The sequence below is a fragment of the Peribacillus sp. FSL E2-0218 genome, from assembly GCF_037992945.1.
In the GTDB taxonomy this organism is placed as follows: Bacteria; Bacillota; Bacilli; order Bacillales; family DSM-1321; genus Peribacillus; species Peribacillus simplex_B.
On record NZ_CP150304.1, the window covers coordinates 3,360,078 to 3,373,658 of the forward strand.

The 13,581-nt window shown below is 44.2% G+C and carries 10 protein-coding genes and 1 pseudogene; 1 reads left to right on the forward strand and 10 read right to left on the reverse strand.

Annotated elements, in window-relative coordinates; all coding sequences use genetic code 11:
* Position 1 precedes the first annotated feature (1 nt).
* The 8 genes and pseudogenes from MHI53_RS16195 to lepA form a co-directional block, all read right to left on the reverse strand.
* The gene (locus MHI53_RS16195; protein WP_340371730.1) at positions 2 to 754 is read right to left on the reverse strand and encodes a 16S rRNA (uracil(1498)-N(3))-methyltransferase; all 753 of its coding nucleotides are present in this window, start codon (positions 752 to 754) and stop codon (positions 2 to 4) included.
* Positions 755 to 892: 138 nt separating this feature from the next.
* Positions 893 to 1,834 (reverse strand): 50S ribosomal protein L11 methyltransferase, encoded by a 942-nt coding sequence (gene prmA / locus MHI53_RS16200; RefSeq protein WP_061143995.1) that lies wholly within the window; start codon positions 1,832 to 1,834, stop codon positions 893 to 895.
* A 36-nt stretch (positions 1,835 to 1,870) separates the two neighbouring features.
* Positions 1,871 to 2,992 carry a molecular chaperone DnaJ gene (gene dnaJ / locus MHI53_RS16205; RefSeq protein WP_061143996.1) on the reverse strand — a complete coding sequence of 374 codons (1,122 nt, stop codon included), beginning with the start codon at positions 2,990 to 2,992 and terminating at the stop codon, positions 1,871 to 1,873.
* 291 nt (positions 2,993 to 3,283) lie between these two features.
* Positions 3,284 to 5,119: a molecular chaperone DnaK gene (dnaK, locus tag MHI53_RS16210; RefSeq protein ID WP_061143997.1), complete on the reverse strand. Its 1,836-nt coding sequence runs from the start codon at positions 5,117 to 5,119 to the stop codon at positions 3,284 to 3,286.
* Between the two features lie 36 nt (positions 5,120 to 5,155).
* Positions 5,156 to 5,746 (reverse strand): nucleotide exchange factor GrpE, encoded by a 591-nt coding sequence (gene grpE / locus MHI53_RS16215; RefSeq protein ID WP_061143998.1) that lies wholly within the window; start codon positions 5,744 to 5,746, stop codon positions 5,156 to 5,158.
* Between the two features lie 99 nt (positions 5,747 to 5,845).
* Positions 5,846 to 6,873: pseudogene (gene hrcA / locus MHI53_RS16220) on the reverse strand (heat-inducible transcriptional repressor HrcA).
* Between the two features lie 125 nt (positions 6,874 to 6,998).
* Positions 6,999 to 8,150, reverse strand: a complete 1,152-nt coding sequence (gene hemW / locus MHI53_RS16225; protein ID WP_340371731.1) for a radical SAM family heme chaperone HemW — start codon at positions 8,148 to 8,150, stop codon at positions 6,999 to 7,001.
* Between the two features lie 87 nt (positions 8,151 to 8,237).
* Entirely contained in the window at positions 8,238 to 10,073 is a 1,836-nt protein-coding gene (lepA, locus tag MHI53_RS16230) for a translation elongation factor 4 (protein ID WP_061144001.1), read from the reverse strand.
* 398 nt (positions 10,074 to 10,471) lie between these two features.
* Between lepA and MHI53_RS16235 the strand changes: the two genes are divergently transcribed.
* Positions 10,472 to 11,830 carry an IS1182 family transposase gene (locus MHI53_RS16235; protein WP_340371732.1) on the forward strand — a complete coding sequence of 453 codons (1,359 nt, stop codon included), beginning with the start codon at positions 10,472 to 10,474 and terminating at the stop codon, positions 11,828 to 11,830.
* A gap of 163 nt (positions 11,831 to 11,993) precedes the next feature.
* Here the strand turns inward: MHI53_RS16235 and MHI53_RS16240 are convergent, their stop codons facing one another.
* Both MHI53_RS16240 and MHI53_RS16245 read right to left on the reverse strand, forming a co-directional pair.
* Positions 11,994 to 12,317, reverse strand: coding sequence for a YqxA family protein (locus MHI53_RS16240; protein WP_061144546.1), 324 nt, complete (start codon positions 12,315 to 12,317; stop codon positions 11,994 to 11,996).
* A gap of 21 nt (positions 12,318 to 12,338) precedes the next feature.
* Complete coding sequence (locus MHI53_RS16245; protein ID WP_340371733.1) at positions 12,339 to 13,538, reverse strand: stage II sporulation protein P; 1,200 nt, start codon at positions 13,536 to 13,538, stop codon at positions 12,339 to 12,341.
* Between the last annotated feature and the right edge of the window lie 43 nt (positions 13,539 to 13,581).

Here is a 13,581-nt window from a genome sequence, read left to right on the forward strand (position 1 = left end):
ATCACCTCAAAAGTTCTACATGATAAGAAACAGCGGAAAGTGCATATAAAGGTGCTGTTTCAGTTCTTAATATTCTTGGTCCAAGGCCGCAAGCTACAAAGCCGGCAGCGGACAGTTTTTCGATTTCCTTGTCTGCCAAGCCACCTTCAGGACCAAATACGAAAAGAATCGATTGTCCTGCGGTGATATCTTTCAAGACGGACGCAAGGACGGAAGTTTCCCCCCGTTTCGCTTCTTCTTCAAAAGCGATTAATTTATGATCGAACCCGGCAGCGTGCGAAGCTAGCTGGTCAGCCGTCATCGGCTCCTTGACTTCAGGGATGACCGTTCGATGTGATTGCTCAGCGGCTTCTTTTGAAATCTTCTGGAGCCGCTCCAATTTCTTTCCTACCTTTTTGTGGTCCCATTTTACCACCGAACGAGCAGCAATAAAAGGGATAAATTCAGCGGCGCCAAGTTCGGTCCCCTTCTGAACGATATATTCCAACTTATCCCCTTTAGGCAGACCGCTCGCGATTACCACCCTCACCGGAAGTTCCTTCTCTTCATTCTTCCATTCAATGACAGTTCCTATAACCGCATCATCCGTCATTTCCGAAATTTCCGTGACAGCCGCCATACCGTTTTCCTTCACGGTAATGATTCGCTCTCCCGGAGCCATCCTCATCACCCTGGCGATATGGTGAAAGTCATCGCCTGAAATCGTTACCGTGCTTCCTTTGATGTCTTCGTCGTTAAGAAAATACCGTTGCACACTGCCACCCACTCCGTCTAGTCTAAAAAACCTACAGGCTAACAATCCCGTTTCCCGAGTGCAAGCCATGCAAAGATTCAAGCTAAAAAAAGGTACTCTGATTATCCAACTACCCGATAATCAGAGTAACTTTTCCAATTAACCATTCCTTTTTGCGATTATGGCCACCCAATCTTCCATCAAGACCGTTTCCTCAATGGTGAATCCGGATGCCGTGATCGCGTCCTTGACATCTTGTTTCTTCGGCTGAATGATTCCGGATGCTATGAAATATCCGCCTGGCTTAACCACTTTTGCTACATCATCGGTAAAGCGCATGATGACTTCGGCAAGAATATTGGCCACGACGACATCGGCTTGTTCATGCACACCATCCAGCAAGTTGCCCTGCGAAACAGACACTCTATCTTGTACATTATTAAGCTGCACATTTTGCGTAGCGGATTGTACAGCCACTTCATCCAAATCAAGGGACTGAATCTGCTTGGCATCGAGCAATGCGGCCGCAATGCTCAATACGCCAGACCCGGTTCCTACATCGACTACTAGGTCGCCTGGCCTCACTGTACGCTCCAGTGCTTGGATGCACATGACCGTCGTTGGATGTGTGCCTGTTCCGAAGGCCATGCCTGGATCAAGTTCAATGATCAGTTCGTCGCTGCTGACAGGAGTGTAATCCTCCCATGTAGGAACGATGGTAAAACGTTCGGAAATCTTGACGGGATTATAATATTTTTTCCAAGCGGTTGCCCACTCTTCTTCATTCACTTCACTGATCGAAACGATATTCTTCCCAAGGTCAATATCAAAAAGAAGGAGATTATTAATTGATTCCTTAATGGCATCGACGGTTTCGCCAAGGAAGCTGTTTACGGGCAAATACGCCTTGATCAATACACCTTCATCCGGATAATCATCTGGGTTCAAGTGATAGATTTCGCCAAAAACGTTTTCACGTTCTTTGACTAATTCTAGAGGATCCTCAATGACAACACCGCTTGCACCTGCCTCATGAAGAATATTCGAAACAGGTTCAACCGCTTCATTCGTTGTTTGGATTGCAAATTCAGACCACTTCATAGTCTACCAACTCCCAATTTCTTCTTTTACTTTAATTCACCTATCTTTAAAAGCACGCTTCACTTTTGAGAAAAAGCCATCCTCTTGCTCATCTATACCTGGTTGTCCGCTGATATCGCTGAATTCACGAAGCAGGTCCTTTTGTTTTTCCGTTAATTTTTTAGGCGTGACCACCAACACGACAACATGCTGATCTCCTTGGCCATATCCCCTGACATTCGGGACACCCTTGCCTTTTAAACGGAAACGGGTACTTGTTTGTGTACCTGCTGGAATCTTCAGCTTCACTTTTCCATGCAGGGTAGGAACCTCGATCTCATCCCCTAATGCTGCCTGGGCAAACGTGACCGGCATTTCACAATAGATATCATCGCCGTCCCGCTCGAAGAATTCATGGCTGCGTACATGGAAGACCACATATAGGTCCCCAGCAGGTCCGCCGTTGATTCCCGGTTCCCCTTGACCGGTTACCCGCAGCTGCTGGCCATCATCAATTCCGGCCGGCACCTTGACTTGGATTTTTTTGCGTTTTTGAACCTTTCCGTCGCCGCCACATGTTGAACATTTTTGGGGAATGATTTTCCCTGTTCCTTGACAATGATGACATGCTCTCCGGTTCACAATTCTGCCGAACGCAGTATTTTGCTCTACATTCAATTGACCAGTTCCATGGCAATGTGAACAAGTTTCCACTTTAGTCCCTGGTTTGGCACCTGACCCTTTACATGTATCACAATCCTCTTCACGAGGAATTTCAATTTCGGTATCCTTTCCGAATGCCGCCTCTTCAAACGAAAGCGTCATCGTATATTGTAGGTCCGCTCCTTGACGCGGTGCATTAGGATCTCTCCTGCGTCCGCCGCCGCCGAAAAAACTGCTGAAAATGTCTTCAAAACCGCCGAAACCGCCGAAGTCCTGACCGCCGCCGAATCCTTGGTTCGGGTCGGTATGTCCGAATTGATCATAATGGGACTTTTTTTGTTCGTCGCTCAATACCTCATAAGCTTCCTTGATTTCCTTGAACTTATCCGCAGCATCGTCCGCTTTATTAATATCAGGGTGATATTGTTTGGAGAGCTTGCGATACGCTTTTTTGATTTCATCCTTCGAAGCACTCTTCGAAAGGCCTAACACCTCATAATAATCACGTTTACTCATATCTAAAATCCACTCCCGATTCGATTCACATAAAGGTAATATTATCACTGAACGAAGATAATAATCAACTAGAAAAGTACAAACTGCATTGACACTTTTTTGCAAATGATAACGTCAGCCCCGAATTGCACACTTTTTTTCTCATAATCACATATTTCCCCAGGCTGCGTTTGTATGGAGAAAACCATTCATTGTAAAAAAGCCAAAGCCAAGATAACCTGACTTTGACTTTTCTACAATGACAGGCCAAAAACACTGCCATATATATCAGCTTCCCGGATGGGTCACTTTTTATTTTTTCTCTTCTTCGTTAACTTCTGTGTACTCTGCATCGACGACGTTATCGTCTTTTGCACCAGCTTCGCCAGCTCCAGCTTCACCAGCTTGCTGAGCTTTTGCCGCTTCTTCATAAAGCTTCATGGTCAATGCTTGAACGATTTCGTTCAGTGCATCTTTCTTCACGCGGATTTCTTCAAGCTCGTTTTTCTCGATGGCAGCTTTCAGTTCATCCTTCGCTTCGTTCGCTTTCGTCACTTCCGCTTCGTCCACTTTGCCTTCTAGATCTTTAAGCGTTTTTTCCGTTTGGAAGACTAGTTGATCCGCTTCATTGCGAAGCTCCACTTCTTCCTTACGTTGCTTATCGCTGTCAGCATTTTCTTCCGCTTCTCGTACCATGCGGTCGATTTCTTCATCCGAAAGGCCTGAAGATGATTTGATCGTGATCGCTTGTTCCTTGTTTGTGCCAAGATCCTTCGCACGAACGTTCACGATACCATTTTTATCGATATCGAATGTTACTTCAACTTGAGGAACTCCACGTGGTGCCGGCGGAATGTCACTCAATTGGAAGCGGCCAAGCGTTTTGTTATCCGCTGACATTGGACGCTCACCTTGAAGAACGTGGATATCAACAGCCGTTTGGTTATCAGCCGCAGTCGAGAATACTTGGGATTTACTTGTTGGAATCGTTGTATTGCGGTCGATCAATTTCGTGAACACTCCGCCCATCGTTTCAATTCCAAGTGAAAGTGGAGTTACGTCAAGAAGAACGACGTCTTTAACATCTCCTGTTAATACGCCACCTTGAATCGCAGCACCCATGGCCACTACTTCATCAGGGTTAACGCCTTTGCTTGGCTCTTGTCCGATTTCCTTTTTGATTGCTTCAACAACCGCAGGAATACGTGTAGATCCACCAACAAGGATGACTTTATCGATTTCAGAAGCAGAAAGGCCCGCATCTTTCATCGCTTGACGAGTAGGTCCCATTGTGCGTTCTACAAGGCCTGAAGAAAGCTCATCGAATTTAGCTCTAGTCATGGTTACATCCAAGTGAAGCGGGCCAGCATCCCCAGCCGTGATGAATGGCAATGAAATTTGTGTAGACGTTACACCGGAAAGATCTTTTTTCGCTTTTTCAGCTGCATCTTTCAAACGTTGAACAGCCATTTTGTCTTTGGAAAGGTCGATTCCGTTTTCTTTCTTGAATGCTTCCACTAAGTAGTCGATGATGACTTGGTCGAAATCATCTCCACCTAGACGGTTGTCGCCGGCTGTGGATTTAACCTCGAATACGCCATCGCCAAGTTCCATGACAGAAACGTCGAATGTTCCGCCGCCAAGGTCGAATACAAGGATCGTTTGATCTTCTTCCGTTTTATCCAAGCCGTATGCAAGTGCTGCAGCTGTCGGTTCGTTGATGATACGTTCCACTTCAAGACCGGCAATTTGTCCAGCGTCCTTTGTTGCCTGACGTTCTGCATCATTGAAGTAAGCAGGTACGGTGATGACCGCTTTTGTAACCTTCTCACCAAGATACTCTTCAGCATAAGATTTCAAGTATTGAAGGATGATTGCAGAAACTTCCTGAGGTGAATACTCTTTTCCTTCGATTACTTCTTTATGGTTCGTACCCATATGACGCTTGATGGAGATGATCGTGTTAGGGTTTGTGATCGCTTGGCGTTTTGCCACTTCCCCTACTTGTCTTTCTCCATTTTTGAATGCCACTACGGATGGAGTTGTACGGTTTCCTTCTGGATTCGGGATTACTTTTGGTTCCCCGCCTTCAAGTACAGATACACAAGAGTTTGTTGTACCTAAGTCAATACCAATAATCTTGCTCATAGTTTCACTACCTCCCAGTAATTATATGTAAAATGCTTATTCGTTCACTTTCACCATTGCAGGTCGAATCACTCGGTCTTTAAGCAGGTATCCTTTTTGGAATTCCTCCACGACGATGTTGGAACCGAAGTTTTCATCTTGGACTTGCATGACCGCTTGATGCAAACGAGGATCGAACTCTTCACCAACCGAACTGATCGGCTCGATGCCTTCTTTGGCCAATGCGTCCGTAATCGTCTTGTAAACCATTTCCATGCCCGAAAGCAGGGATTTCGTTTGTTCATTTTCCGCTTCGATTTTTGTAGCTCTTTCAAAATTATCAAGGGCTTCCACTAAATCGCCAGCAATACTTTGAACTCTATATTTTTGAGCCGCCTCCATATCAAGCTTGGCACGGCGTCTTGAATTATCAAAATCGGCCTGCAGACGAAGGTAACGGTTATCCATTTCTTCGATTTTTGCCTGAAGCTCGGCAATCTTTTCCTGAGCCAACTGAAGCTCATCCTTTTCAGCCGGATCCTGGTTTTGCTCCGCTGGAATTTCTTCTTCAGCGAAAACCGCTTCTGCAGCGTTTTCTTCGATTGTTTCATTTTCCAATGTTTGTTCTTCGTTTTTATTATCTGTCACAATCTCACCTCCCTAAAAGGGTTATACAATTTATGCTAAAGTATTATGCCAGGCGACGGGATGCTGCCCTCCGCCACCTTAACAATATTACCTTTGCTCCTATTTTTGATACAGTTTTGTCATGAGGGCAGTCAAATCCTTCGAGAAAAACGAAAGCAAACTGATTACCCTCGAATATTCCATCCTCGTCGGACCCAATATGGCTAATGTGCCGACTTGCTCCTGTCCGATTGAATAAGTTGCGGTTATCAAGCTGCAATCATCAAGCACTGTGTTTTGATTTTCGCGGCCGATCCTGACGTGGATGCCAGATGGGTTTTGGGTAATGAGATCATAAAACCCCTGCTCCTGCTCAATCATGGATAAAAGCGTGCTGACCTTAGCGATATCATGGAACTCCGGCTGCCTCAGCATATTCGTTTTCCCGCCGAAAAATATTTTTTCGGGGTTTGTATCCGTCAAGGTATCCGCGAGGACGGATACCATCGATCCGTAGTTTGAATATGGCGGCTTAACAGAACAGCCACTTCCTTATATATCTTATCCTTTAAATCAACTAACGGAACGTCGACCAATCGGGCATTTAATATGTTCACCATCTTTTCGATTTCGTTTATATCGAAAGAAGGAGGAAGGGAAATCATTCGGTTCTCCACATGACCTGTATCGGTAATGATGATGGCAATCGCTGTTTCAGCGCTCAAGGGAATGATTTGGATTTTCTTCAGCTTATGTTCATTCACTTTCGGCCCAAGCACTATTGCCGTATAATTCGTCAGTTCCGAAAGAATTTTCGCTGACTTTTGAACGATCTTTTCCAATTCATAAATTCGTTCTACAAAAACGGATTTCAATAATTTCATTTCATTCTTTTTCGGAGCTTGAGGAGAAAGTAAATGATCCACATAATATCTATACCCTTTTTCAGAAGGAATCCTGCCGGAAGATGTATGGGTTTTTTCTATAAATCCCATTTCTTCAAGATCAGACATTTCATTGCGGATTGTGGCAGAGCTGAACGTAATTTCATCTTTCTTCGACAAGCTTCGTGACCCGACTGGCTGGGCTGAATGGATAAAATCCTCGATTATCACTTGTAGAATCAATAATTGACGATCAGTTAGCATGTATGATCACCTCTGTTAGCACTCTGTCTCTCTGAGTGCTAATATACTAATAAATTATCAAATGCAGCCAATGATGTCAACAAAGAAAACCCGTAATTCATCGTTAAAATGACAAGCGATTTCCTTTACTCGGAATCGGCAACACCTAAAAATGATTGGAACACTTCATTTCCGAGTAGTTTCCCCTGTTCAGTCAAGCGGACGAAGCCGTCCTCAACCATTAGAAGGCCCTTTGCCACTTCTTCCTGAAGCGGTTTCCGGAAAATCTCGGTCATTTCAACAGAAAATTTATTCATGAAGTTCTCGATTGAAACTCCTTCTGTTTTCCGGAGGCCCAAAAACATTTCTTCCTCCATCCGTTCATGGAGCGGGACCTGATGTTCCTCCAAAACCGGCAGCTGATTTGCTAATAAAGGGGTGATATATTTCTTCACGGGGCCATGGTTAGCCACTCGCCTTCCTCCAGTATAGCCATGTGCGCCGGCACCAATGCCATAATACTCCACATTATCCCAATATGTCAGATTATGACGGCTTTCAAAACCAGGCCGGGCAAAATTACTGATCTCATACTGGTGGATACCTTGCTTCTCCATTTCTTCCATGAGCTTCTCATACATGGAAGCCTCGAGTTCCTGCGGCGGCAGGTTCAATTTACCCTTTCGCATCTGATTGTAAAAAACCGTCTTCGGTTCAACGATCAATGAGTAACTGGAATAGTGCGGCAATTGCAGGGCAAGGGCTTTATCCAGCGTATCCTGAAAATCGGCCATCGTTTGACCAGGCAATCCATAAATCAAATCAATGCTGATATTCGTGAAGCCAACCTCCTGAGCCAGGTGGATCGTTTCGTACACTTCGGAAGCCCGATGAGTCCGTCCTATCCGTTTCAACAATTCGTCATTGAAGCTTTGCACACCGAAGCTAAGTCGATTGACACCCGATTGATACAGGATTTCGAGTTTTTCCCTCGAAAGATCCCCTGGATTGGCCTCGAATGTATATTCGGCTTTGTTCGGTTCGAATGGCAAGGTTTCATTGATTGCTTCACATAGGAATGTCAGCTGTTTTTCATCTAATGAGGTCGGTGTCCCTCCGCCGACGAAAACGGTATCCAATCCTGTCGTCGGGTATTTGGCAAGCTGCAGGGCCATTTCCCTTTTCATCATCTGTAAATATTCGTCGACAGGCTGCCCTTGCAGGAATACTTTATTAAAATCACAATAGTGACAAATGTGTTCACAGAACGGTATATGGAGATAGGCGCTTTTAATCATCGTGTTCACAACCTTTAATCGAATGAGTCGATAGAAAAAGAGGCTAGAATCACTCTACCCTCTTTTCCCCTCTATCGTTAATTTTATTTATTTCTTCGGTGTCGTATCATCCATTTTCAAAACAGCCATGAAAGCTTCTTGCGGCACTTCAACGGATCCTACCTGTTTCATCCGCTTTTTACCTTCTTTCTGTTTTTCGAGCAACTTACGTTTACGAGATATATCGCCGCCGTAACATTTAGCCAATACGTTTTTGCGCATGGCACTAATTGAGGAACGGGCCACGATTTTCTGTCCGATAGCTGCTTGGATCGGCACTTCGAATTGTTGTCTCGGAATCAATTTCTTCAACTTTTCAACGATGACTTTACCGCGTTCATAGGCAAAATCCTTATGAACGATGAAGCTCAACGCATCGACGGTTTCGCCATTGAGCAGGATATCCATCTTCACAAGCTTGGACGGTTTGTAACCGATCAACTCATAATCGAATGAAGCATAGCCTCTCGTATTCGATTTCAATTGATCGAAGAAATCATACACGATTTCCGATAACGGTATCTCATAATGAATGCTCACACGTGTCTCATCGATATATTCCATGTCAATGAAGTTACCGCGTTTGTTTTGACAGATTTCCATGATCGTCCCGACGAATTCCGTCGGTGCCATCATCGTCGCTTTTACGTATGGCTCCTCGACGCGTTCAATCTTTTGGGCATCAGGCATGTTGGATGGGTTATCAACCTTCAGAACCGTTCCGTCCGTTTGGACAACATCGTAAATAACACTTGGTGCAGTAGTGATTAAATCAATTTTGAATTCACGTTCAATCCGTTCCTGGATGATTTCCATATGAAGAAGTCCAAGGAATCCGCAACGGAAGCCGAAGCCTAACGCTTGCGATGATTCCGCCTCGAACTGAAGCGCAGAATCGTTCAATTCCAATTTTTCCAAAGCATCCCTTAGGTCATTGAACTTCGATGCATCGATTGGGTATAACCCGCAATACACCATCGGATTCATCTTCCGGTAACCCGGAAGCGGCTCTGTCGCACTATTGACGGCACTTGTGATCGTATCACCCACCGTCGTATCGCTGACATTTTTAATGGCAGCCGTAAGGAACCCTACATCGCCGACATTCAGCTCACCCAGCAGCTGCGGTTTTGGGTTGAAGACACCCAATTCCGTTACATCGAATTCCTTGCCAGTGGACATCATTTTGATTTTGTCGCCCACTTTTATGGAACCTTCGACAACACGGATATAGGCAACGACACCGCGATAGGCATCAAACAGTGAATCGAAAATGAGGGCCTTGAAAGGGGCATCCGGATCTCCCTGTGGCGGCGGCACCAATTCAACCACCTGCTCGAGAATCTCCTCGATTCCGATTCCGGCTTTAGCCGAAGCAAGGACTGCATCGGAAGCATCCAAGCCGATCACTTCCTCGATTTCACCACGCACCCTTTCCGGGTCAGCACTTGGCAAGTCGATTTTGTTGATGACCGGAATGATTTCCAGGTTGTTATCCAAAGCCAAATACACATTTGCCAGCGTTTGGGCTTCAATGCCCTGAGCTGCATCGACAACAAGGACAGCGCCTTCACACGCAGCCAGGCTTCTTGAAACCTCGTACGTGAAATCGACATGTCCCGGTGTGTCAATCAGATGGAAAATATACTCTTCGCCATCTTTCGCATTATATTTCAATTGGATTGCATTCAATTTAATCGTAATTCCACGCTCTCGTTCCAGATCCATGGAATCCAGCAGTTGACTCTTCATTTCACGTTGAGTCATGGCGTTCGTTTTTTCAATGATGCGATCCGCCAATGTAGATTTACCATGATCAATATGAGCGATGATGGAAAAGTTACGAATCTTTGATTGTCTTTTTAATTTTTCTTCTCTATTCATGACGTTCACTCCCACTAGTCGACACAATACACTATTTTTTATTATATCAATAGAAAATGCAAGATTCAACAGAATAGTTACAAAAGAAGCATCATTGTAAGGTAAAGCATAAAAAAAGGCTGCATCGGATTGGATGCAGCCCCAGACTGTAGACAAACTCGATGAAAATCGAGTTTGTCTATTTTTATGCGTTGATTTCCACTCCAGGCACTCGCTTTCCGCGGGCGGTCGGGGAGCCTCCTCGGCTTTGCCTGCGGGGTCTCCCCTAGACGCGCTTTTCCCGCAGGAGTCTCGTACCTTCCGTTCCAATCAACTTTGTCTTACCTTTTAGATAGAACACTTTTGACTGGAGTCATTTTTGTTTTAAAATTGAAGGATTAAAACTTGAGGTGATGAGGATGCTTTCTAAACATGATTCTATTCAGCGAGATCAACTTGAAATGATTACTTTAGATCAACTGGTGCCACCGAACCATTTGGTTCGTAAAATGGAGGCTGCCATTGACTTCACTTTCATTTATGACTTGGTGAAAGATATGTACTCAGAGGTAGGACGCCCAAGTATTGATCCAGTTATTTTAGTTAAACTGACTTTCATTCAATATACCTTCGGTATTCGTTCCATGCGTAAAACGATTGAAGAAGTTGAAACCAATATGGCTTACCGTTGGTTCTTAGGCTATGGTTTCCATGATAAAGTACCTCATTTCTCTACGTTCGGAAAAAATTATGAGCGACGCTTTAAAGATACAGACCTGTTTGAACAGATTTTCTGTCGCATTTTAATGACAGCTGCTAATAAAAAGGTAATAAGTGTAGAACACGTTTTCGTGGATTCCACCCATGTGAAAGCCAGTGCGAATAAACGGAAATTTGAAAAGAAAATCGTTCGTAAAGAAACACGAGCGTATCAAGGACGTCTTCAAGAAGAAATCAATCAAGATCGTGAAAACCATGGAAAGAAGCCTTTTCCACCAGATAAATTTGATAAGGAAGAAACCAAAGCAATTAAAGAAAGTACTACGGATCCTGAGAGTGGCTACTATGTGAAAGATGAACGAACAAAACAGTTTGCCTATTCATTCCATGCGGCCGCAGACGGCAACGGTTTTGTATTGGGAACGATTGTAACACCTGGTAATACACATGACAGTCATATTTTGGAGCCACTTGTTGAGCAAGTGATTGAGAAAGTTGGAAAACCAGAAGCAGTTGCCGCAGATGCAGCTTATAAAACACCAGCGATTACAAGCTACCTATTTAACAAAGAAATCACACCTGCTTTACCCTATACACGTCCTCGTACAAAAGAAGGATTCTTTCGCAAACATGACTATGTTTACGATGAACACTTTGATTGTTACCTTTGCCCTTCGGGAGAAACTTTAAAGTACTCAACAACAAATAAAGAGGGCTATCGCGAGTACAAATCGCCCAAACAAATTTGTGCAACATGCTCATTTTTATCACGGTGTACGGAAAGCAAAGACCATCAAAAAGTAGTGACACGGCATATCTGGCAAGCATATGTGGAAGAAGCAGATCATCTGCGGCATCATCAAGAGGTAAAACCTATATATGCGAAACGCAAAGAAACGATTGAGCGTGTATTCGCAGATGCAAAAGAAAAGCATGGTATGCGTTGGACTACTTTAAGGGGACTTAAAAAATTGTCGATGCAGGCGATGCTTACTTTCGCTGCCATGAATGTAAAGAAGATGGCCACTTGGACATGGCAAGGTCCTAAAACGGCTTAACATAGTGGCTCGAAGAGCCCAAATCTCGTAACCTTTGGTCAAAATTTCAAAGGAATTTCAAAAGGGGTTCGGAATTTTTTAATTCCGAACCCCTTTTGTCTACAAACTGAGGCTGCATCGGATTGGATGCAGCCCTTTTGCTGGTTTATTCACGACACTACAGCTAAATCATATCGATAAGCGCTTGAAATGCCCCTGAAATCGTGTCCCCTAGCGTTCTGCCGATTGAGGAGAAAAAATTGAAGGCCTTCATTTCTTCCAGCTTTTCTTTTTTTGTCTCCAAGTCATGGCTTGTCACCTTTTGTCCAAGGATATCAGCCTCCATCTCCCCTTGGCCTGATTGGTTGATCATGAATGCACTATTTAAAGAAGGATCTTCATACCCCTTCATTTTCTTCATTCCATCGTTCGCCTGCTGCATCCCAATCAGAACGCCTAAAAATAATACGAGTACAATCCCTGTACATTTCAACCAAAATCTAACCATGATGGAGGTCTCCTTTCCAAATTACTTCGCTTCCGATTCCCCGGCCGTCTTGTCCACCGCTTTCGCATCCCAATAAAATTCGCTGAAAACGTCGGAAAAGGCATCCACGGTTAAAAACATTTCTTCGAAAGTATTGTCGACGCCGCCAACCTCGATGAGCATGGCGTTGCCTGATAAATCTTGATTATATATACCATTATGGGCAGATCCGCCCTGTTTCATAACCCCGCGGGAAATGCCCGGGTATTTTTTCTCCAACGATTTATGAAGTTTATTGGCAAGCGCGGCATTTTTTTCAAAGTTGGGATTATTACCGCCAATCACGAAGGCGATTTTGGCATATTGTTTACCATTGATCGTAATGGTCGTATGTTTTTTTCGTTTTGAATCCCGATGGATATCAATGAGATATTCGAGATCCTGGTTAGTGGCCATCGCCGTCTGAACAGACCTTCGAGATTCTTGATAGGATTTGTTGTAATTCAACCCTTTATTGTTCAAATTGCCCATGATATCCGTTTTATCGAGCGAGGAACCAATACCTTTATCAGCTAGGTCCTCAACCATTCGTTCCCCGAGTTTCGTAATATTGATTTTAGAATGGTAGGCTAGATCCGGATTGGTCACCCCTTTTAAATAGGGAAGATAAGATTCCCGGTTGTGACTATGGTAAATCTCGACCACTTTCCGCCCATTCGTCGTTTGATGAGGCTGGTTCGTATCCCCTTTTTCCGGTTCTTCAATCTCATCCAGGTTTTGCAGGGATGCATCCCGCTCTTCATTCAGGACATCTACTGGCGGCGAGGATTCATACGGCATATTCGTATAATTCGTCCCTTCACCTGCCACGAGAATCTCATTATCGAAAATCGAGAATCCAGGAAGTTCCCTGCCAAGTAAACTCCGCGGGTCCTCCAATGATATGTTGGTTGAGACTTTTATCAATTGATCCGTGATCACTGATTCTTGTTTCCCCTCCGGCAGTGCGTTAAAAAAATATTGGTTTTCATTGGCCATCATCGAGAACAGCATTTTCCCTGAAAATTGGTTGGCTACAGTATGCACCGAATCCGAAGATATCCGATACTCCGGTCTCAAGGAAGTCATGACCCCACTGATTGAAAAAACAAAAAGAAGCAAGGCGAGAATACCTAGAAAAGTTTTTATGATCGTAGATCCGTGAACAGCTGTTATGATCCCTGGGGAATTTCTTCTTTTCATCCTTCCACCCTCTCTATAGCTTGTCTATTAATACGTATGACTT

Bases quoted from the DNA above. Each gene is read 5' to 3' on its own strand.
- prmA (WP_061143995.1), bottom strand. From the start codon at position 1,834: ATGAAGTGGTCTGAATTTGCAATCCAAACAACGAATGAAGCGGTTGAA.
- dnaJ (WP_061143996.1), bottom strand. From the start codon at position 2,992: ATGAGTAAACGTGATTATTATGAGGTGTTAGGCCTTTCGAAGAGTGCT.
- dnaK (WP_061143997.1), bottom strand. From the start codon at position 5,119: ATGAGCAAGATTATTGGTATTGACTTAGGTACAACAAACTCTTGTGTA.
- hemW (WP_340371731.1), bottom strand. From the start codon at position 8,150: ATGATTAAAAGCGCCTATCTCCATATACCGTTCTGTGAACACATTTGT.
- lepA (WP_061144001.1), bottom strand. From the start codon at position 10,073: ATGAATAGAGAAGAAAAATTAAAAAGACAATCAAAGATTCGTAACTTT.
- MHI53_RS16235 (WP_340371732.1), top strand. From the start codon at position 10,472: ATGCTTTCTAAACATGATTCTATTCAGCGAGATCAACTTGAAATGATT.
- MHI53_RS16240 (WP_061144546.1), bottom strand. From the start codon at position 12,317: ATGGTTAGATTTTGGTTGAAATGTACAGGGATTGTACTCGTATTATTT.
- MHI53_RS16245 (WP_340371733.1), bottom strand. From the start codon at position 13,538: ATGAAAAGAAGAAATTCCCCAGGGATCATAACAGCTGTTCACGGATCT.